The organism is Sulfuriflexus mobilis (assembly GCF_003967195.1).
Lineage (GTDB): Bacteria > Pseudomonadota > Gammaproteobacteria > AKS1 > AKS1 > Sulfuriflexus > Sulfuriflexus mobilis.
This window is the reverse complement of the sequence record NZ_AP018725.1, coordinates 96,680-115,212: the sequence shown is the minus strand read 5'-3', so window position 1 is coordinate 115,212 and position 18,533 is coordinate 96,680. Positions and strand designations below refer to the sequence as shown.

At 55.2% G+C, this 18,533-nt stretch carries 18 protein-coding genes and 1 tRNA gene; 8 read left to right on the top strand and 11 right to left on the bottom strand.

The window, feature by feature from the left end:
- Nucleotides 1–223: 223 nt before the first annotated feature.
- The 3 genes from EL386_RS00555 (at nucleotide 224) to EL386_RS00545 (ending at nucleotide 4,898) form a co-directional block, all read left to right on the top strand.
- A complete protein-coding gene (locus EL386_RS00555; RefSeq protein WP_126452235.1) occupies nucleotides 224–2,437 on the top strand; it encodes a primosomal protein N' in 2,214 nt (737 codons plus the stop codon).
- 113 nt (nucleotides 2,438–2,550) lie between these two features.
- The gene (argS, locus tag EL386_RS00550; protein WP_126452233.1) at nucleotides 2,551–4,320 is read left to right on the top strand and encodes an arginine--tRNA ligase; all 1,770 of its coding nucleotides are present in this window, start codon (nucleotides 2,551–2,553) and stop codon (nucleotides 4,318–4,320) included.
- Between the two features lie 2 nt (nucleotides 4,321–4,322).
- On the top strand, nucleotides 4,323–4,898 hold the full coding sequence (locus EL386_RS00545; RefSeq protein ID WP_126452231.1) for an SPOR domain-containing protein: 576 nt from the start codon (nucleotides 4,323–4,325) through the stop codon (nucleotides 4,896–4,898).
- Nucleotides 4,899–4,908: 10 nt separating this feature from the next.
- Here the strand turns inward: EL386_RS00545 and EL386_RS00540 are convergent, their stop codons facing one another.
- The 6 genes from EL386_RS00540 to EL386_RS00515 form a co-directional block, all read right to left on the bottom strand.
- Nucleotides 4,909–6,087 (bottom strand): methyl-accepting chemotaxis protein, encoded by a 1,179-nt coding sequence (locus tag EL386_RS00540; protein WP_126452230.1) that lies wholly within the window; start codon nucleotides 6,085–6,087, stop codon nucleotides 4,909–4,911.
- A gap of 108 nt (nucleotides 6,088–6,195) precedes the next feature.
- On the bottom strand, nucleotides 6,196–7,155 hold the full coding sequence (locus EL386_RS00535; protein WP_126452228.1) for an NAD(P)-binding domain-containing protein: 960 nt from the start codon (nucleotides 7,153–7,155) through the stop codon (nucleotides 6,196–6,198).
- Complete coding sequence (locus EL386_RS00530; protein ID WP_172597564.1) at nucleotides 7,109–7,519, bottom strand: DUF4124 domain-containing protein; 411 nt, start codon at nucleotides 7,517–7,519, stop codon at nucleotides 7,109–7,111. The genes EL386_RS00535 and EL386_RS00530 overlap by 47 nt, the downstream gene beginning before the upstream one ends.
- Nucleotides 7,520–7,602: 83 nt before the next feature.
- Nucleotides 7,603–8,574 (bottom strand): hypothetical protein, encoded by a 972-nt coding sequence (locus EL386_RS00525; protein WP_126452224.1) that lies wholly within the window; start codon nucleotides 8,572–8,574, stop codon nucleotides 7,603–7,605.
- A gap of 69 nt (nucleotides 8,575–8,643) precedes the next feature.
- A complete protein-coding gene (locus tag EL386_RS00520; protein WP_126452222.1) occupies nucleotides 8,644–9,435 on the bottom strand; it encodes an ABC transporter permease in 792 nt (263 codons plus the stop codon).
- Entirely contained in the window at nucleotides 9,432–10,034 is a 603-nt protein-coding gene (locus EL386_RS00515; RefSeq protein ID WP_126452220.1) for an ABC transporter ATP-binding protein, read from the bottom strand. The genes EL386_RS00520 and EL386_RS00515 overlap by 4 nt, the downstream gene beginning before the upstream one ends.
- Nucleotides 10,035–10,080: 46 nt before the next feature.
- Between EL386_RS00515 and EL386_RS00510 the strand changes: the two genes are divergently transcribed.
- A complete protein-coding gene (locus EL386_RS00510) occupies nucleotides 10,081–10,320 on the top strand; it encodes a CDGSH iron-sulfur domain-containing protein (protein WP_126452218.1) in 240 nt (79 codons plus the stop codon).
- 65 nt (nucleotides 10,321–10,385) lie between these two features.
- Here the strand turns inward: EL386_RS00510 and EL386_RS00505 are convergent, their stop codons facing one another.
- The 3 genes from EL386_RS00505 to EL386_RS00495 all read right to left on the bottom strand — a co-directional run bounded on the left by EL386_RS00505 (nucleotide 10,386) and on the right by EL386_RS00495 (nucleotide 12,781).
- Nucleotides 10,386–11,660, bottom strand: coding sequence for an ammonium transporter (locus EL386_RS00505; protein WP_126452216.1), 1,275 nt, complete (start codon nucleotides 11,658–11,660; stop codon nucleotides 10,386–10,388).
- Nucleotides 11,661–11,678: 18 nt separating this feature from the next.
- On the bottom strand, nucleotides 11,679–12,017 hold the full coding sequence (gene glnK / locus EL386_RS00500) for a P-II family nitrogen regulator (protein WP_126452214.1): 339 nt from the start codon (nucleotides 12,015–12,017) through the stop codon (nucleotides 11,679–11,681).
- 62 nt (nucleotides 12,018–12,079) lie between these two features.
- The gene (locus tag EL386_RS00495) at nucleotides 12,080–12,781 is read right to left on the bottom strand and encodes a TorF family putative porin (protein ID WP_126452212.1); all 702 of its coding nucleotides are present in this window, start codon (nucleotides 12,779–12,781) and stop codon (nucleotides 12,080–12,082) included.
- A 270-nt stretch (nucleotides 12,782–13,051) separates the two neighbouring features.
- On the opposite strand from EL386_RS00495, the gene EL386_RS00490 reads away from it, so the two are divergent.
- Genes EL386_RS00490 through EL386_RS00480 form a run of 3 tightly spaced genes read left to right on the top strand, consistent with a single transcriptional unit; the run spans nucleotide 13,052 to nucleotide 15,685 of the window.
- Complete coding sequence (locus EL386_RS00490; protein WP_126452210.1) at nucleotides 13,052–13,297, top strand: accessory factor UbiK family protein; 246 nt, start codon at nucleotides 13,052–13,054, stop codon at nucleotides 13,295–13,297.
- A 60-nt stretch (nucleotides 13,298–13,357) separates the two neighbouring features.
- Nucleotides 13,358–14,866: a YifB family Mg chelatase-like AAA ATPase gene (locus EL386_RS00485; protein WP_126452208.1), complete on the top strand. Its 1,509-nt coding sequence runs from the start codon at nucleotides 13,358–13,360 to the stop codon at nucleotides 14,864–14,866.
- A gap of 60 nt (nucleotides 14,867–14,926) precedes the next feature.
- A complete protein-coding gene (locus tag EL386_RS00480) occupies nucleotides 14,927–15,685 on the top strand; it encodes an alpha/beta hydrolase family protein (protein WP_126452206.1) in 759 nt (252 codons plus the stop codon).
- 221 nt (nucleotides 15,686–15,906) lie between these two features.
- Here EL386_RS00480 and EL386_RS00475 read toward each other — a convergent pair whose 3' ends face one another.
- Nucleotides 15,907–16,392 carry a c-type cytochrome gene (locus EL386_RS00475; protein WP_232020220.1) on the bottom strand — a complete coding sequence of 162 codons (486 nt, stop codon included), beginning with the start codon at nucleotides 16,390–16,392 and terminating at the stop codon, nucleotides 15,907–15,909.
- Between the two features lie 359 nt (nucleotides 16,393–16,751).
- Between EL386_RS00475 and EL386_RS00470 the strand changes: the two genes are divergently transcribed.
- A tRNA-Arg gene (locus EL386_RS00470) sits at nucleotides 16,752–16,828 on the top strand.
- Nucleotides 16,829–16,956: 128 nt separating this feature from the next.
- Here EL386_RS00470 and EL386_RS00465 read toward each other — a convergent pair.
- Nucleotides 16,957–18,528, bottom strand: a complete 1,572-nt coding sequence (locus EL386_RS00465; RefSeq protein ID WP_126452204.1) for a cytochrome D1 domain-containing protein — start codon at nucleotides 18,526–18,528, stop codon at nucleotides 16,957–16,959.
- Nucleotides 18,529–18,533: the final 5 nt, after the last annotated feature.

Genomic DNA, 18,533 nt, shown 5'->3' with positions numbered 1-18,533 from the left:
TGGCGGTTTTCTGAGCAATCCAACAAAATGCTTATCATGAACCGGAAAAACAGCGATTTTTTTCACTTCATCCACAAAGTTATCCACAGATTTTGTGCATAAGATTGATTCTTGATGGCCGCTCAATCACTTAGCGATGTTACCTGCCTCTGCACATCAATCTAGCCGCGCAAGGCCGGTTCTTACTCGTACCTGGCCCCGGCGGCATGCTAGAGTGCGCCCCATGTCATCCGCACCGGTCTATTTACGTATTGCCGTCCCCTCTCCCCTGCGACGCAGCTTTGACTACCTGCCCCCGGCCAAGGTCGACCCCGCCCTGCTACGGGCCGGACAACGGCTACGCATCCCCTTCGGTCGCCGCGAACAAGTCGGCGTCTTACTGGAGGTCAGTGGAAAAACCGATATCGATAGTGAGCGCCTGCGCCGCGCCGCCGCGCTCCTCGATGACGCGCCGATCCTGCCCGAGGAACTACTCGGCCTGCTACGCTGGGCCAGTGACTACTACCACCAGCCGATTGGCGAGGTCATGGCCCATGCCCTGCCCGCGCTGCTGCGCAAGGGCGAGCCCGCCCAGGCACGGGCCGAGGTCCGCTGGCAGTTGACCTCCTCGGGCGGGGACGTCGACCAGGATGTGCTGAAACGGGCACCCAAACAGGCCGCCTTACTGGCCCAATTGCATGCGGCGCGGCCAGCGCCCCTCTCGGCCTCCGACTTTGCCGCCCAACATAGCCATTGGCGTGCCCCCCTTCGCGCCCTGCTCGAGCGTGGCTGGGTCGAGGAAGTGCTTTTCTATGGTTTGAGTGAACAGACCGGCACCATCGAGGCCGCCTTGCCGGTGAATGCCGGGCAAAAGGCCGCCATTGATGCCGTCACGGCCAAGCCTGAGGTCTTTTCCTGTCACTTGCTCGATGGGGTGACCGGCAGTGGCAAGACCGAGGTCTATCTTGGCATTATTCAACAGGTGCTCGATCGGGACCAACAGGCACTGGTGCTGGTCCCCGAGATCAGCCTCACCCCGCAAACGGTTGAACGCTTTCGACGGCGCTTTGCCTGCCCAATCGCCGTGCTGCACTCGGGCCTGAGCGACCGCGAACGCCTCGATGCCTGGCTGGCCGCCGGCAAAGGCGAGGCCGGGATCATCATCGGCACACGCTCGGCGCTGTTTACGCCCCTCGCCCGACCCGGCGTCATCATTATCGATGAGGAACACGACGCCTCGTTCCGACAGCAAGATGGTGTCCGCTACCACGCCCGTGACCTGGCCATCCTCCGCGCCCAGCGCCTGCAGCGCCCGATCGTGCTCGGCTCAGCAACCCCTTCGCTGGAAAGCCTGGTCAATGTCGAACAGGGCCGTTACCGGTCACTCAAGCTCCCGACCCGTGCCACCGGTGCCGAGTTACCCCCGATCCAGACCATCGACCTGCGTCGTCAGCCGCTCAACCAGGGTTTGTCGAAAACACTCATCGATACTCTGCACGCACACCTCGACCGGGGCGAACAGGCCCTGCTGTTTATCAACCGCCGCGGCTACGCACCGACCTTGTGTTGTCACGATTGTGGCTGGCTGGCCGACTGTCCGCGTTGCGATGCGCGCCTGACCTTCCATGCCGGCAGCCAGCGCCTGCGCTGTCACCACTGTGGCACCGAACAGCGCCTCATGCCGAGTTGCCCGGACTGCGGCAGCACCGCCCTGCGCGCCCTCGGCCAGGGCACCGAGCGCATCGAGGAGACCCTGGCGGAGCTGTTCCCGGATACCGGCATTGTCCGCATTGATCGGGACAGCACGCGACGCAAGGGTGCCATGCAGGCCATTCTCGACAGCATTCACAGCGGCGAAAACCAGCTGCTTGTTGGCACGCAGATGCTCGCCAAGGGTCACCACTTCCCCGACGTGACCCTGGTCGGGATCCTCGATGCCGACCAGGGCCTGTTCGGGGCCGATTTCCGTGCCAGTGAACGCATGGCACAGCTGATTATCCAGGTCGCTGGCCGCGCCGGGCGCGCCGACAAACCTGGCCAGGTCCTGCTGCAGACTTACCATCCGGATCACCCGCTCTTACGTAGCCTGCTCACCGAGGGCTATGCCGCCTTTGCCAACAAGGCCCTGCACGAGCGCCGCGAGGCCGAGCTACCGCCTTATTCCGCCATGGCGCTACTGCGGGCCGAGGCCGCTGACCGCGACAGCCCACAGCATTTTCTGCGTCGCGCCTACGAACTGGCCCATGCCCTGGGCATCGAACAGGTTGAGTTGCTCGGCCCGCTGCCGGCACCCATGGAAAGGCGTGCCGGGCGCTTTCGCGCCCAGCTGCTGTTACAGGCCCCGCAACGCGGCCCCCTGCAACAGCTGCTCAGTGCCCTGCTACCACAACTGGATGCCCTGAGCGAGGCACGCAAGGTCCGCTGGTCGATCGATGTCGACCCCATCGATACGCTCTAGAAAGCGACCCCTTCGCAAAACCGCGCTAACAGAACTTGCAAGCCCGCAGCAGGCAAGGATAATAGCCGCCTTTACTTTGTACCCATCGACAGCTTCCGGTATCGTTCACTGCCATGAAACAGGCCATACAACACCTTCTCCATACCGCGCTTGCCGGCCTTGCCAGCAACGAGGCGATCAAATGTGAGATCCCCGACCAGATCAATGTCGACCGTGTCCGCGACAAGAGCCACGGCGATTTTGCCAGCAACATTGCCCTGGTGCTAGCGAAGCCCGCCGGCATGAACCCGCGTCAGCTGGCCGAGATGATCGTCAAGGCCCTGCCCGCCGACCCTGCCGTCGCCAGGGTCGAGATCGCCGGTCCCGGCTTTATCAATTTTGCCCTCGCCGAGGATGCCCAGAGTACCGTGGTGCAGACGGTGCTGGAACAGGCTGAGGCCTATGGCCGCGTCAAGCTCGGCGCAGGCCAGCGCATCCAGATCGAATTCGTCTCGGCCAACCCGACGGGGCCACTGCACGTCGGTCATGGCCGCGGCGCAGCCTACGGCGCCTCGCTTGCCAACCTGCTACGCGCCGCCGGCTACGAGGTTCACAACGAATACTATGTCAATGATGCCGGCCGGCAGATGAACATCCTCGCCGCCAGTGTCTGGTTGCGTTACCTCGAACTCGGCAATGCCGATTTTGAAGAGCGCTTCCCGGCCAATGGCTACCAGGGCGATTACGTGCGCGACATCAGCACTGCGTTACGAAATGAATATTCTGATCGCTTTGAACATAACATCGATGCCGTGTTTGCCGACCTGCCGCCCGATGAAGGCCAGCCGGACGGCGACAAGGAACGCCACATCGATGGCCTCATCGAACGTGCCCGCACACTGCTCGGTGAGGACGACTACCTGTTGATCTTCGATGCCGGCCTGAACCGCATTACTGACGACATCCGCCAGGACCTCGGCGAGTTCGGTGTTGACTACGACGAGTGGTACTCCGAACGTACGTTGCACAGCAGTGGCCGCATCGACGAGTGCATCGAGCGTTTACAAAACTCCGGCCACGTCTATGAACAAGCTGGCGCACTCTGGTTTCGCTCCACCGACTATGGTGATGAAAAGGATCGTGTCGTGGTCCGTGACAACGGCGTCAAGACCTATTTCGCCGCGGACATCGCCTACCACATGGAAAAACTCGAACGCGGTTTTGATCGTGTTATTGATATCTGGGGCGCCGACCACCACGGCTACGTGCCACGCGTCAAGGCGGCACTGGCCGCGATCGGCGACGACCCCTCCAAGCTCGACGTGCTACTGGTGCAGTTTGCCGTGCTCTATCGTAGTGGCAAGAAAGTACCGATGTCGACGCGTAGCGGCCAGTTCGTGACCCTGCGTGAACTGCGTCATGAGGTCGGTAATGATGCCGCGCGCTTCTTCTATGCCATGCGCAAGTGTGAACAACACATGGACTTCGACCTGGATCTGGCCAAGTCGCAGAGTAATGATAATCCCGTTTACTACGTACAATACGCACATGCGCGTATCTGCAGTGTTTACCGTCAGTTGGCGGAAAAGGCTGTCGAGTGGGACAAGGCCAACGGTCTGGCGAATCTCGACAAACTCGGTGAGACACATGAAACCGACCTGATGACCGCACTGGCCCGCTACCCGGAACTCATTGAGGCCTCTGCGCGCAACCATGAGCCACACCAGATCGCCTACTATGTACGTGAGCTGGCGACGGCCTTCCATACCTATTACAACGCCCACCAGTTCATTGTCGAGGATGCGGCCCTGCGTGATGCACGTCTGGCGCTGATTGCGGCGACACAACAGGTCCTGAAGAATGGCCTGCAATTGCTTGGTGTCAGCGCACCGGATACCATGTAGCCATGTCAGAAAAATCTATGGCAAAGAAAAAAAGAAAACCGAATAACTCAACGCCCCTGCCCGGCTGGGTCTGGCTGAGCACCGGTCTGATGATCGGCCTGTTCATCGCCTTCCTGGTCCATATCAAGGACAACTATCCCGGCCTGACGCTAAAGGACAATAAACCGTCCTCCTCCAGTAGTGATGCCCGTGCCGTACGTAAACAGGCCTCGTTAACCGCGCCGACGAAAGAAAAAACCCGTTTCGATTTCTATACCATACTGCCGGAGATGGAAATCGCCATCCCCGAGGATGAGCTGGATAAACGCCCCGGTACAGCGGCCAAACCCCTGACCAAACCGGGTACCTATATCCTGCAGGCGGGCTCCTTCAAGACCCTCGAGCAGGCCGACCGCATGAAGGCCAGCCTTGCCCTGCTCGGAGTCGAGGCCAACATCGAGTCGGTGACGATCAATAATAAAGAAAGCTGGCATCGTGTGCGTATCGGCCCGTACACTAATCTCGATGCCCTGAATCGCACCCGTAGTCGTTTGAAGCAAAACAATATTGATGTGTTGTTATTAAAACTGAAAACCTGAGACGACCGCGCTAAAAACTAAACTTCCTGACCATCCCATTGAGTTCTTGGCTTACCTGGCCAAGCTCTGCACTCATAGCTGAAAGTTCATTTGCTACCTGACTGGTGACCAGCACGGCCTCATCCACACTACGCACACTGTTATTTACTGTACCTGCACGACTGTGCTGAGTCTGCGTACTCTCAGCAATCTGTTTGTTCATTGCCGTAATACTGGTGAATGCCTCAAGCATTTTTGCGATATCACTATCAGCCTGTTCTGCACCTTTTACCGATGTATCCGCCTGTTGGCTGCCTTTTGCCATGACATCAACCACCTGCTTGATGCCTGTATGAAGACGTTCGATGATATCTCGAATCTCTTGTGAAGACTCTTGTGTACGTGTCGCCAATACTCGCACTTCGTCGGCCACTACGGCAAAGCCCCGTCCTTGCTCGCCGGCACGGGCCGCTTCTATCGCTGCATTCAGGGCCAACAGGTTAGTGTTTTCCGCGATAGAGATAATGACATCAAGTACCTTGTTTATCTCAGCACTGTCCGTTTGTAATACTTCAATCACTGATGAGGCTTCAGCAACATTACTTGCCAGCACGGCTATTGATTCCACATTGCTCTTCATGGTTTCACGTACGTGAACCGCATCGGCACTCGCCTGCTCAGCAGCCATACTTGCATTCATTGCATGGCTCGCCACATCCTCGCTGGCCTGGCTCATTTCTTGTATTGCGCTGGCAACGAGCCCGGTTTCTCTTTGTTGATTTGCGACGGCCTCATTGGTGTTGTCAACCAGTTCACCAATATGCGTAACCGACGTATCCAGACGTTGTGATGACTGACCCATTGAACTTGCCATTGTCTGCAGGTTGGCCACCATACGATTTACACTATCAACAATTCTGCCAATGACATCATTGCTTCGTATTGAACAAGTTTGAGAAAAATCATTGCCGCTAATGGCATTGGCGATATCTGACAGCCTGTCCATTTTTTTCAGCAGGACCATCTTCACCAGCAGGTAATTGATGAGCCCGATTGAGATGCCCGCTACCAGACAGCCCACGGCAAACCAGAGGTGCATGCCGGGTTTCCATTCAACAAAAAACTGCGCATAGAAGGGGAAGACGATGCCCATGAGCAGGCCAAACCCGGTAAAGGAGACAAACAGATTACGGAGAATACTGGGCTTCATGGAGACACCTGCTTAGGAACGCGAAAATAACCTAACGAGAATTATTGTTATTTATCGGCCCATACCAGCCCATACTTTAATACTTTTTTCTTTAGGTTTTTCCTGAAGTTAGGCCTTTTTTCCAGTAAATAAAGCCTGCTTAAGGCGATACAGCGCCGAAATATCCTCATCGGCATAACCTTGTTCCATCAACCGGGCATAGTGCAGACAGGTCATTTCAACCAGAGGCAGGCGCATATCATCGGCGCTGACCGCCTCGGCCATCTGCCGGCATAATTCGAGGTCTTTTTTATGCAGGGCGACACGGAAACCCGGGGCAAAGAGTCCCTTGGCCATGCTCTTGCCGCGCTTGCTGAGAAACCAGTTTCCGGCCGCGCCACCACCGATCACATCAATGACCTGATCCAGCGGTAGGCCCATCGCCTCGGCGAAGGCCAGCGCCTCGCTCACGGCCTGGTTGATGCCGGCCGCCATGACTTGGTTGACGGCCTTGGTCGCCTGGCCGCTGCCTGTGGGCCCCATCCATGCCTGCTTGCTGCTGATCGCCATTAATAACGGGCGGGCCTTTTCCAGCACGGCCTCTTCACCACCAACCATCATGACCAGCTTTCCATCCCGGGCACCTTCCACACCACCGGACACCGGTGCATCCAGCAGAAAGCAACCTTTGTCGGTGAGCACAGTACTCAGCTCGCGCACCGTATCCACGGCCACGGTCGAGGTATCAATGATTAAGGTGCCGGTATTTAAATGTGGTAAGAGTGCATGAATCACTTCTCGCAGGTCATTATCGGCAGAGACGCTGATGATAATGCACTGGCTTTGCTCAGCGACGGCCTGCAGTGTCTCGGCCGTTGAAATACCGGTTTCCTGTTGAAAGGCTTTTGCCCGTTGCGGACTGCGATTCCAGGCCGTTTGCAATAAGCCGGCCTTGTGTAGATTCTTTGCCATGGGCGCACCCATGGCACCCAGGCCGATCACCGAGGCCTTCATCGTGGCCGGCACCGGCCCACTACCCTGACTATTTACCGCACCATTTTTTGACCTTGGCGGCGAGTGACTTTTCATATTCATCCCTTTCCTTGAAAGACAGATGTTGGCGCTCGCCATCCTTACCTTTTATATAAAGACTCGAGGCATGACGGTATTTATCATATTCCTTTTTTGCCTGTGCGCAATTTCGTTTCGCTTCGGCCTTTTTTTGTTTTTCCTCCGCGCGAGCCTTTTGTTTTTCTGCTCGCTCTTCTTCACGGGCACGCAAGAAACGCTCACGCAAGTCCTTACGCTTGGCCGACTGATCTGTCTGGCCGCTCGCCGGCTGTTTTTTTATCTTTATCTCGTCGGCCTGATTTGAGGTGGGCTTGTCACCATAGTGCACACGACCGTCTGCATCGACCCACTTGTAAACGCCAGCCTGAACAAATGCTGTCATCGCGACAAGGCCTAGCCACATTAAGAACTTAATTAATTTCACTGAGCTGCGCCTCCATGGCCGTGACCGTCTTCACACAACCTTTATATACGTGGCACGTAAGCTGAAATTGACTTTTTGGCGATGGGTGCAAAGATCAAACTGCGCGCCCTATACCAGTAGGTGCCAAAAAAGACAATAAACACCCCAAACAGTAAAAAAACAAACAGGGTGATATTTTCAAGCCGGATCACGTGGCCCTCAGCCAACTGAATGACAGCGTAAATGGCGTAGGAAATACTCGAGACTAACAGCGCCCTGCGATCGACATACAATGCCAGCAGGAAGAAGCCAATAAAGAACAGGATCGTCAGGATTTCCCTATACGGCGCCTCTATCCCGGCCGGACTCAACAGGCTGACCATGACACCGTGCACAATTAGCGGTGCCGCCAACAAGTGTAACCAGAAGGCGCAGTCGCTCAGACGTGTCTGCCGCGCGGTGTCCTGTATATCAAACCACATTGCCACAGCAAAGATTGCCAGGCCATATCCAGCCAGGACTATCGATAATTCGCCAAGATCGATACGCAGCAAGAAGGTAACAATACCTATGATCCCTGCAGCAATGGGTAACAGACTAAAGGGCATCTTGTGCCGCAGGTAAAAAGCCGCTGCCACGGCTGTCATCAGGCCAGCCGTAAACAGGCCATGTTGCTGCGTCTGAAAATCACCGACCTGGCTGGTGAAATACAACATTGAAAGCAAAATTGCGATACCTGGCAAGGCCAGACGCCGCACACGAACCAGCCACTCGGCCGTCAGGGCAAATGCGGCCACCGGGATCAGGTTGGCATAGGCCTGTAACTCAAAACGACTTAGCGAGACAGCAACGAATAGAATACCCAGGGTAATAAAGATATCGCCAAAGCTCCTGACAAATCGCAGCTGTTCCTCACCTGTACCCGTATCTGCCGTCTGTTGTTCATCTTCATTAAGAAAGACCAGCAGGGGTTCAACCTGTTCATCTTTGATAATGCCCCTGACTACGGCCCCCTGTAATGTGTGTTTATCCATCCTCTCGCCTTTTTTACACCTAGTATGTCGTAATAACTTTAGCATGATAGCCGCAGCAAGGGCGGCTGTTTAACTCAGGCGGTCCAGACGAAGGCGAGCCCGGCCATCAAACAGGCGACGACCTGCCAGCATCACGGCGGCCACCGTGCCGAAACCTGTACCGGCCGTAATGAGAAACATGATCAGTATCTGGTACTTCACTGCCTCCAGCGGTGCCGTGCCGGCGAGGATCTGACCGGTCATCATGCCCGGCAGACTGACAATGCCCGCCGCCGCCATAGCGTTAATTATCGGTATCATGCCCAGGCGCATGGCGTTTTTTCTCAAGCCGCTGATCGCCTGTGCCGAACTGTGCCCAAGCACGAGGCGTGCCTCGATTTGCCGGCGCTGCTCACGTGCCGCCTGGGTCAGGCGCTCCAGGCCCAGCGCGATACCCGTCATGGTGTTTCCCAGCATCATGCCCAACAAGGGGATGGCATACTGCGGGGTATACCAGGGGTCGGTATTGATAATGATGGTCAGGGCCAGCAGGGTGACGACAAAGGTCGAGAAAAACATCGACACGGTGCCCATCGCAAATCCCCAGATGCCCCTGAAGCGGTGCGTCTGTCGCGCCATGACCTCGCGCCCGGCCAGCAGCAACATCGCCGTTGCCACCAGTGTCATATAGAGCAGATTAACGCTATCAAACAAGACTTTCAGGACCACACCAATCAACATCAACTGCACGGTGGTCCTGAGTGCGGCTACCAGTAACTGGCGGGCAATGCCCAATTGTAACCATAAACTCAGAGCCGCCAGTAACACGACCAACAGCGCCGCCAGTGACAGGTCCAGTGTCGACAGACTGATAATACTCATGAAAGTGCGACCTCCCCGAGTTTACCTGCCTGGAGACGCACATGACGTGTCGCAACCCGCCTAATCTGCTCCGGGTCATGGCTCACCCACAAGACTGCTGCCTGGTGCCGCTGGCTGTAGTCCTTAATCAAGGCCTCGGCCTTGGCCGTGCTCTCCCGGTCCAGGTTGGCCGTTGGTTCATCGAGTAACAGGACGCTGGGCATATTCGCCAGCAGGCGTAATAAGGCCAGACGTTGCTTTTCACCGCTCGACAGCCGTTCTACCGACCAGCCCAGGGTGCTCTCATCAAATCCCAATTGTCGCAGGCCCTCCGCGGGCGGCTCGCTAAAGTGTTCGCCCACTGTCTCTGCCCACCAGGCACTCTCCGCCGGCAGTAAACCCACTTGTTTTCGCCAGGCCACAGCCGGTATCTCGACCTGTTCCCTATCATCGAGCCAGATCTTGCCGCGATGCGGGTCCAGGTCGGCCAGCGCGCGTAATAATAATGATTTACCGACACCCGACGGCCCACTCAGGCATAGCCGCTCACCCGCCTCCAGGGTCAGGTCCATTTCTGGCAAGTGGTCAGTAGCCACACCTTCTGCACGTAATTGTTTCATGATTTCTTTTTTAGAATAGCGCCTTCGCAAACCTCAGGAGAGCATTATGGCAGAACCGACGATCCCCCAGAAGACACCTTATAATATTGAACTCGAGGCCGGTGACTACTGGTGGTGTTCTTGTGGCCGTTCGGCAAACCAGCCGTTTTGTGATGGCTCACATAAGGGTACGGACTTTGAGCCGGTTAAATTTACCGTGGCCGAAAAAGCCAAATTCTGGCTTTGTGGCTGCAAACACAGCGCCGACCAGCCCTTTTGCGACGGCAGCCATAATAACCTGCCCTGATACGCATAAGAAAGCGGGCGCCGAGGCGCCCGCTAATATCAACCACCATGGTTGAGAGGAAAGGTTTATATCTTCGAGGCAGTGAACTCCGGATAGGCCTCCATACCACATTCGGCCAAATCCACACCTTCGTATTCTTCTTCCTCGCTGACGCGGATACCCATGATGAGTTTAATCACCATCCAGGTAATAAAGCTGACAGCAAATACCCAAACAAGGATAGTCAACAGACCGACTAACTGACCCACAAAAGTTGCACCGGTGTTGGTCAGCGGCACGGCCAGCAGACCCCACATACCCACCGTACCGTGAACCGAGATGGCACCGACCGGGTCATCGATCTTCAGCTTGTCGAGGCCGATGATAGAGAACACGACCAGGGCACCACCAGCGGCACCGATCAAGGTAGCCTCAAGTGCCGTGGGTGTTGACGGCTCAGCGGTGATCGCGACCAGACCGGCCAGGGCACCGTTCAAAATCATGGTCAGGTCAGCCTTGCCGAACATCAGCTTGGCAACGATGAGTGCCGCGATGACACCACCGGCAGCTGCCGCATTGGTATTCAGGAACACCATGGCAACGGAATTGGCACTGGCGATATCACCGAGTTTCAGTACTGAACCGCCATTGAAACCGAACCAGCCCATCCAGAGGATAAAGGTACCGAGTGTGGCCAATGGCAGGTTGGCACCCGGAATGGCGTTAACCTGGCCATTGGCACCGTACTTGCCCTTACGTGCGCCAAGCAGCAGTACACCCGCCAGGGCAGCGGCCGCACCGGCCATATGCACAATGCCGGAACCGGCAAAGTCGGAGAAGCCGAAATCATCACCCAGGCTGAACATACCGAATACTGCCTTACCGCCCCAGGTCCAGGCACCTTCCATCGGGTAGATGAAGGCGGTCATAACCGCGGCAAACAGGACAAAGGCCCACAGTTTCATGCGTTCGGCCACGGCACCGGAGACAATCGACATCGCGGTGGCAACAAACACGACCTGGAAGAAAAAGTCTGACGCGGATGAATAGACTGAATCACCAGCGAAACCATTCTCGGCCGAGGCCTTCAGGGCATCAGCGGCCAGCGTTTCACCACCGGCGATACCTGCCAGGAACAGACCGCCGTCATACATGAGGTCGTAACCCACGACCATATAGGCAGTACAGGCTACCGCAAACAAGACCACGTTTTTGGTCAGGATCTCGGTCGTATTCTTGGCCCGAACCAGACCGGCTTCAAGCATCGAGAACCCTGCTGCCATCCACATAACCAGTGCACCACATACCAGGAAGTAAAAGGTATCGATGGCATACTGCAATTCAAAAATATTATTTTCCATCTTTCTTGCTCCCCTTGATTAAAGTGCTTCTGGACCGGTTTCGCCGGTACGAATACGCACGGCCTGTTCCAGGTCAAAAACAAAGATCTTGCCGTCGCCGATCTTGCCGGTATTGGCTGCCTTGGCGATAGCTTCCAGTACCTGTTCAACCAGGTCATCATTAATGGCAACATCGAGTTTTACCTTGGGCAGAAAATCCACTACGTATTCTGCACCACGATATAATTCAGTATGCCCCTTCTGGCGGCCAAAGCCTTTGACCTCGGTTACGGTGATCCCCTGCACACCAATATCAGACAACGCTTCACGCACGTCATCGAGCTTGAAGGGTTTAATAATCGCACTAACTAGTTTCATTACATCTCCTCCCAATTGTTATGCCTGCCCTACAGGGCAGGCATAACCACTTTAGAATATATTTAGAGGCTCTTGGAAATGGTGAAGACGATCTTGTCGTCTGCCAGCGCATCAGTTGCCGCTGCCTGAGCATCGTTCTCATCAATGTTGGTATCGGTGTAATCGAGAGCGAAGTCAAAACCACCGTATGACTTGCCCAGACTTACCTTCCACTCATCATAATCGTCGAGCTGATCGAAATCTTCCACGCCATAATGCAGACCCAGGGAGAAGTCATAGGCTAAGGGGATATCAACATCCAGACTCGTATACAGGCTTTCATCCGTGCCAAACCAGTCGTCTGAGTAGGCCAGGCCGACAGTGACCGCAGCAGGACCAAAGTCATAGCTCAGTGAGCCATAGACTTCTTCGGTATCGTTGGGATTAAAGGTTGTATCCGGGTAACGGTAGGCCAGGTAACCAATGTCATAACCGATACCACCGGCAAACTCGCCACCAAAGCCCGCATACAGGTCAAACTCTGCCTCGGCACCAGAGTAAAAACCTGAGTCCACGTTTGAGCCCCAGATACCGGCGTACAGGCCACTGGAATGCTCAACATCAAAACCACCCTGGATGGCTGGCGCATTGTCAGTTTGTGAAACACCACGGAAAATGTAATTTGATGTAATACCGACATTGCCACTAAATGTGACCTCAGCCATTGCCATACCGGAGCCAGCCAGCAGGCCGGCCGCTGCGATGCTTGTAAGTGTCTTGTTCATTGTCGTTACCCCTTAATATTAAATAAATATGTAAATGTATTGAATTCTGACGGACGCCCTCTGCGACCTGCCCGTGTTTTGCACAAGCTATGCCATCTTTTAGTTTTAATTTAAAAACAATAGGTTACAGATTTTTCTGGATTTTTTTAAGGCTATCTATGCACCAATAAGAAACAACGCACAAAGATGGTGCCCTGTTTTGGTGCTTATGCAGGATTCCAACTCCGTCATTTTTCGATACACTTAGCAGGCCCATTACAGGAAACCTTTATGAACCGTTCACAAAGCTTTATTGAGGATTTGACCCGGCAGTTGCGCGAGACCTTGCCCAGCAGCCTGAATACCGCCCGTGATGACCTTGATGACATCCTGCGCGCGGCCATCTCCGCCGCGGTACAGAAAATGGACCTCGTCACACGAGAGGAGTTTGATGTCCAGGCTGCTGTACTGGCACGCACCCGCGAGAAACTCGAGCAGTTAACCGCGCAGCTGCAGGAAATGGAAAATAAGCTGTAACGCTACTCTATATAATGTATTCGGGCTGGACGCCCAAACGACACTACAAGGAAGTCTGCCATGTCACTCGCCATTGTCTATAGCCGTGCGGCGGCGGGGATCGCCGCCCCGCTGGTACGGGTTGAGGTTCATATCTCCAATGGCCTACCCTCGCTCTCCATCGTCGGCCTTGCCGAGACCGAGGTCCGCGAGAGCAAGGACCGCGTGCGTAGCGCCATCCTCAACTCACGCTACGAGTTCCCGGCACGCCGTATCACCATTAACCTCGCCCCGGCCGACCTGCCCAAACAGGGCGGACGATTCGACCTGGCGATCGCCCTCGGTATCCTCATCGCCTCCGGTCAGCTCGAGGCACCCCAACTTGGGGATTACGAGTTCTGCGGCGAACTGGCCCTGACCGGCGAGTTGCGGCCTGTGCACGGTGCCCTACCGATAGCCCTCGCCACACGCGAGGCCTCACGTACCCTGATCCTGCCGCTAGACAATGCCACTGAGGCCGGGCTGATACGGGATGTACGGCAACACGCCGCCCGGCACCTGCTTGAGGTCTGCGCCCACCTCAACGGCAGTGAACCCCTGGCGACCACAGACATGCCCCTGAACCTGGATAGCCGTATCTTGCAGGATGACCTCAGCGACGTACGCGCCCAGCACCATGCCCGGCGGGCACTCGAGATCGCCGCGGCAGGGGGCCATAGCCTGCTCATGATCGGCCCACCCGGCACCGGCAAGACCATGCTGGCCCGTCGCCTGCCGGGCATCCTGCCGGAGATGTCAGACCTTGAGGCGCTCGAATCGGCGGCGGTACTGTCTATCAGTGCACAGGGCTTCGATAAGTCGCTATGGCGACATCGCCCCTTTCGTGCCCCACACCATACCGCCTCGGCCGTGGCCCTGGTGGGTGGTGGCAGCCAGCCCCGGCCCGGCGAGGTCTCGCTCGCCCACCACGGCATCCTGTTTCTCGATGAGTTACCTGAATTTGAACGCCGCGTACTCGAGGTCTTGCGTGAACCCCTGGAGAGTGGACAGATCTCTATCTCGCGCGCGGCACGCCAGGCGGAATTTCCTGCACGCTTTCAGCTGATCGCCGCCATGAACCCCTGCCCCTGTGGCTACCTCGGTGACCCGGGGGGACGTTGTCACTGTAGCAGCGAACAGGTACTGCGTTATCGCTCGCGGATATCCGGCCCGCTACTCGACCGTATTGATATGCATATCGAAGTGCCGCGCCTGAAGCAGGCACAATTACATCGCCCGTGTCAGAGTGAAGACAGCGCCAGTGTTCGACAACGTGTCACCCTGGCACGGCAGCGACAACTTTCCCGTAGCGGCCGGGCCAATCACTTACTCAGTAATAGTGAGATCGAACAATACTGCCAACTCGATACTTCTGATGCGCAAATGCTCGAACAGGCCATTGAAAAACTCGGCCTGTCGGCACGTGCCTGGCATCGTATCCTCAAACTTGCCCGCACCATTGCCGACCTTGATCAGGCCGATCAGATCAGTACCGCACACCTGCAAGAGGCCATCGGTCTGCGTCGCCTTGACCGGGCCCTCGGTCACTAAACCTGCATTCTGCTCGGCTTTGTTTTATTATTGCCCTACCTCATCACCAATGATTGACCCATGCTCAAAAAACGACTCCGGATACCGGGCAGCCTCGGTGCAGTACTCGGTGCTGAACTCGACTTACCTGATACACACACCCCACGTGCCTATGCCTTGTTCAGTCACTGCTTTACCTGTTCACGTAACCTGAAATCCTTTCATGTTATTTGCGAGGAACTCGCCAGGCAGGGCATTGCCGTATTGCGCTTTGACTTTACCGGCATTGGCGACAGTGAAGGACGCTTTTCTCAAACCAATTTTGCTACCGATGTCGATGACATCGTTGCCGTTGCCGAATACATGGCGGCTAATTATGCGCCGGTAAAATTATTAATCGGTCACTCCATGGGCGGCACGGCGATGCTGCATGCCGCCGCACGTATCCCCAGCTGCACGGCCGCCGTGACGCTTGCCGCCCCGGCCGACCCCGGGCATGTGGCGCGGCATTTTATCGGCAAACGCCCGGAGGTCAGCAAGACCGGCAAGGCCATGATCACTGTGGGCGGTAATCATTTTGAAATCGGTGAAAAGTTTTTTCAGGACCTCGCCTATGCCGAAGACGGTTCGACACTGAGTGCCTTTCAAAAACCCTTGTTAATCTGTCAGTCACGTGATGATGAATTAATTGACTTTACACACGCCGAACGTATTTACCGACACGCCGGTAAACCTACCTCGATTTTCAGTCTGGAACACGCCGATCATCTGCTTAAGGTTCGCGAAGACGCCAGCTATCTCGCTCACATCATCACCGCCTGGTCCGCCCGCTATCTCTAGCGGGCAATAAAAAAGGCCAGCCGAGGCTGACCTTTTTTATATCAAGATGCTCACCCAAAAATGGGTCGAGACAACCCTAACCACCCACGATGGTTCAGGTCGGGCATAAAACCCTACGGGTTCATTATGCTGTCTCATAGAAGCCTTGCAGGCTTCATTATGAGTACCTCACCCAAAAATGAGGTCGAGGCAACCCTAACCACCCACGATGGTTCAGGGCATTACTTGCTTTCATCGACCATGTACTTCACTGCGGCGCTGACGGCATCGTCAGACAGGGCCGGGTTACCACCCTTGGCAGGCATGAAGCCTTTCTTGCCCTGGAAACCGTTAATGGCGTGTCCAGACAGCACATCCAGCCCCTGGGCAATACGTGCAGACCAGGCGGCCTTGTCACCCAGTTTTGGCGCACCGGCGGCACCGGTACCGTGACAGGCGAAACAGGCACTGTTGTATACGTCTTTGCCACTCTGCTCAGTAGGGGCAGCAGCCGCCACGGGTGCCGCACCGGCCTCCATGACCTTGGCTACAGGCGCAATGCGCTCGGCGATCGCGGCATCATCGTTCATACTGGCGGCGGGCTTGTCGCCACTGTAGAAACCACCCGTCATGATTTGGGCAATGACAAAAATAATTACGGCAAAGGCTACCAGACCCAGAATGAACTGTGTCAGGGTCTTCATTACATGGCTATCTTGCTGTCCCACGGTCTTTCCCCTTGAAAATATGGCCAGAGAGGCGACAACAGGCCGCCCACTAAAAATCAGGGGCAAAGTATAGCTACAAACGGGCATGGGTAAAACACTAAACTACGGAAAAATAAGTAATAGTCCCATCAAAGATAGACGCCGCGCGGCCACAACGGTATCCTAGCCCCGCCTGACCGCGTTTATTACGGGATTTGTGGGATACCTGTGGCTCCCTTTTATCCATATATGCAGCATGGATATCTCCAGGCCCCCAAGCATCACGGATGCCGGGGATCGATAGGCCGCCATAGCGGTGTGGTGCTGGCCGACCAGGGGCCAATCACCTTAAGCGACTCATCGCTTTGCAACTACATTATGCGCTCGTAGCTCAGCTGGATAGAGTGTTGGCCTCCGAAGCCAAAGGTCGTGGGTTCGACTCCCGCCGAGCGCGCCATTTAAATCAATACGTTAGCGACAATCTTATCAGGGCCTGTGAGGCGGGCATTCAGCCGTCCCACAGCACTGAGAGGCAATTCGATACCCATCCACCCGTGACCACTACCGGGCTTTCATCAATCCTATTCAGTGACTAGTGCCCGCTGAACGATTGATCTTGTTAAACACATTATATTTACCCGATGGTTTTTTCATAGGCAGGCGCTTAATTTCATCTAGCGTATCTGCATTATAAACAATCAATTCACCGTCAATATCCCACACACTCAGTAAGGCGTGTTTACCATAACGGTCAAACTCAACATGCGCCGCATTCTTGCCCGGGGAAGGCCTGAGGGTTTTTATGATTTCAAGACTTTGTTTATCGATCACGTGTACGGCTTCTTTATTTGGCCCAAAAAACACATCTGCCCAGGCATATGGTGAGTTTTCGTGGCTACGCATGAAGAAGCCCGGCCCCAGCGTTTTGATACGCTTAATGGTTTTCCAGGTTGTCATATCAATAATACTGATTTCGGCCTTCTTCAGGTTGGGTGTTGCCATCACCGGGTGACCCTTGTACAGCCAGGTGATACCGGAACCCAGGTGCGGCAGACCGGTTAGTTCCAAATCAGCGACCTTGCGGCGGATATCCAGATTGATGACCTGACCATTTTTTGCATTACGTGCGGCCCCCATTAAATGGGTATATGACTGGTCAAATTGAAAATCATCAAGATAATCATCCAGTGGTATCCGCCGAATCGGGAATGCCCCCTTGTCTTCAATACCCTCAGCCTGCCGGTAATCATGAACCAGGCCGTTATAAACCGGTTCATGTTTATCGTTGTAATAAACCTCCCAGACCTCGGGAATATCTTTCAGTGCTGCAATAAAACTGTTACGTGGCGCCGCCGCATAAACAGCACTGACCCGTGATGTCTTGCCGGTTTTGTCTTTGACCGGGATCACCTCAATGGGCTTCAGGTTTTCTGCATCCAGCACGACCAGTGTGTGGGGCAAATAGTTGCCTACCATGACGGTACGACCGTCACCGGATACGGCCAGGTTACGGGTATTAATGCCGGCCCTTATCTCCGCGACCATTTTCAGATTGTAGATATCAAACTTGCTGATCCAGCCATCACGAGAGGCAAAATAGACATAGCGTCCATCGGGTGAATATTTGGGGCCACCATGCAAGGCAAACCGCGTTTTAAAGCGATGAATGGCCTCGAACTTGTCGCCATCCAGTAACGTGGCATGGTGATCACCCAGCTCAACCACGATAAACAGGTTGAGCATATCCGCCTTGAACACGGGTTTATTACCGAGACTGCCTGTTTTGTAATGGATAAGATGGGATTTTTCTATTTCAGACATCCCCCAGTGCGGAATGCTGGGTAATGGCGTATAGATGTATTTTGCGAGTAACGCTATTTGTTCGGGCGCTATAATTTCACCAAAGGCAGGCATCTGGGTTGCTGCACGGCCGCTCTTAATAACCTCCAGCGCCTTACCTTTTCGCAGCCGTTTCAGGTTTTCCGGTAACAGTGCCGGCCCCATACCGCCCAGGCGGCTGATACCATGACAACTTGCACAATGTTGCTGATACACCCCCTGTGCTGCATTTATTTCTGTGTGAGCCTTTTCGGCATGACTGCTGATAGAAATTAACGACAAATAACTGAAAAAAATCGCGCCAACGAATCTATTCATACTGG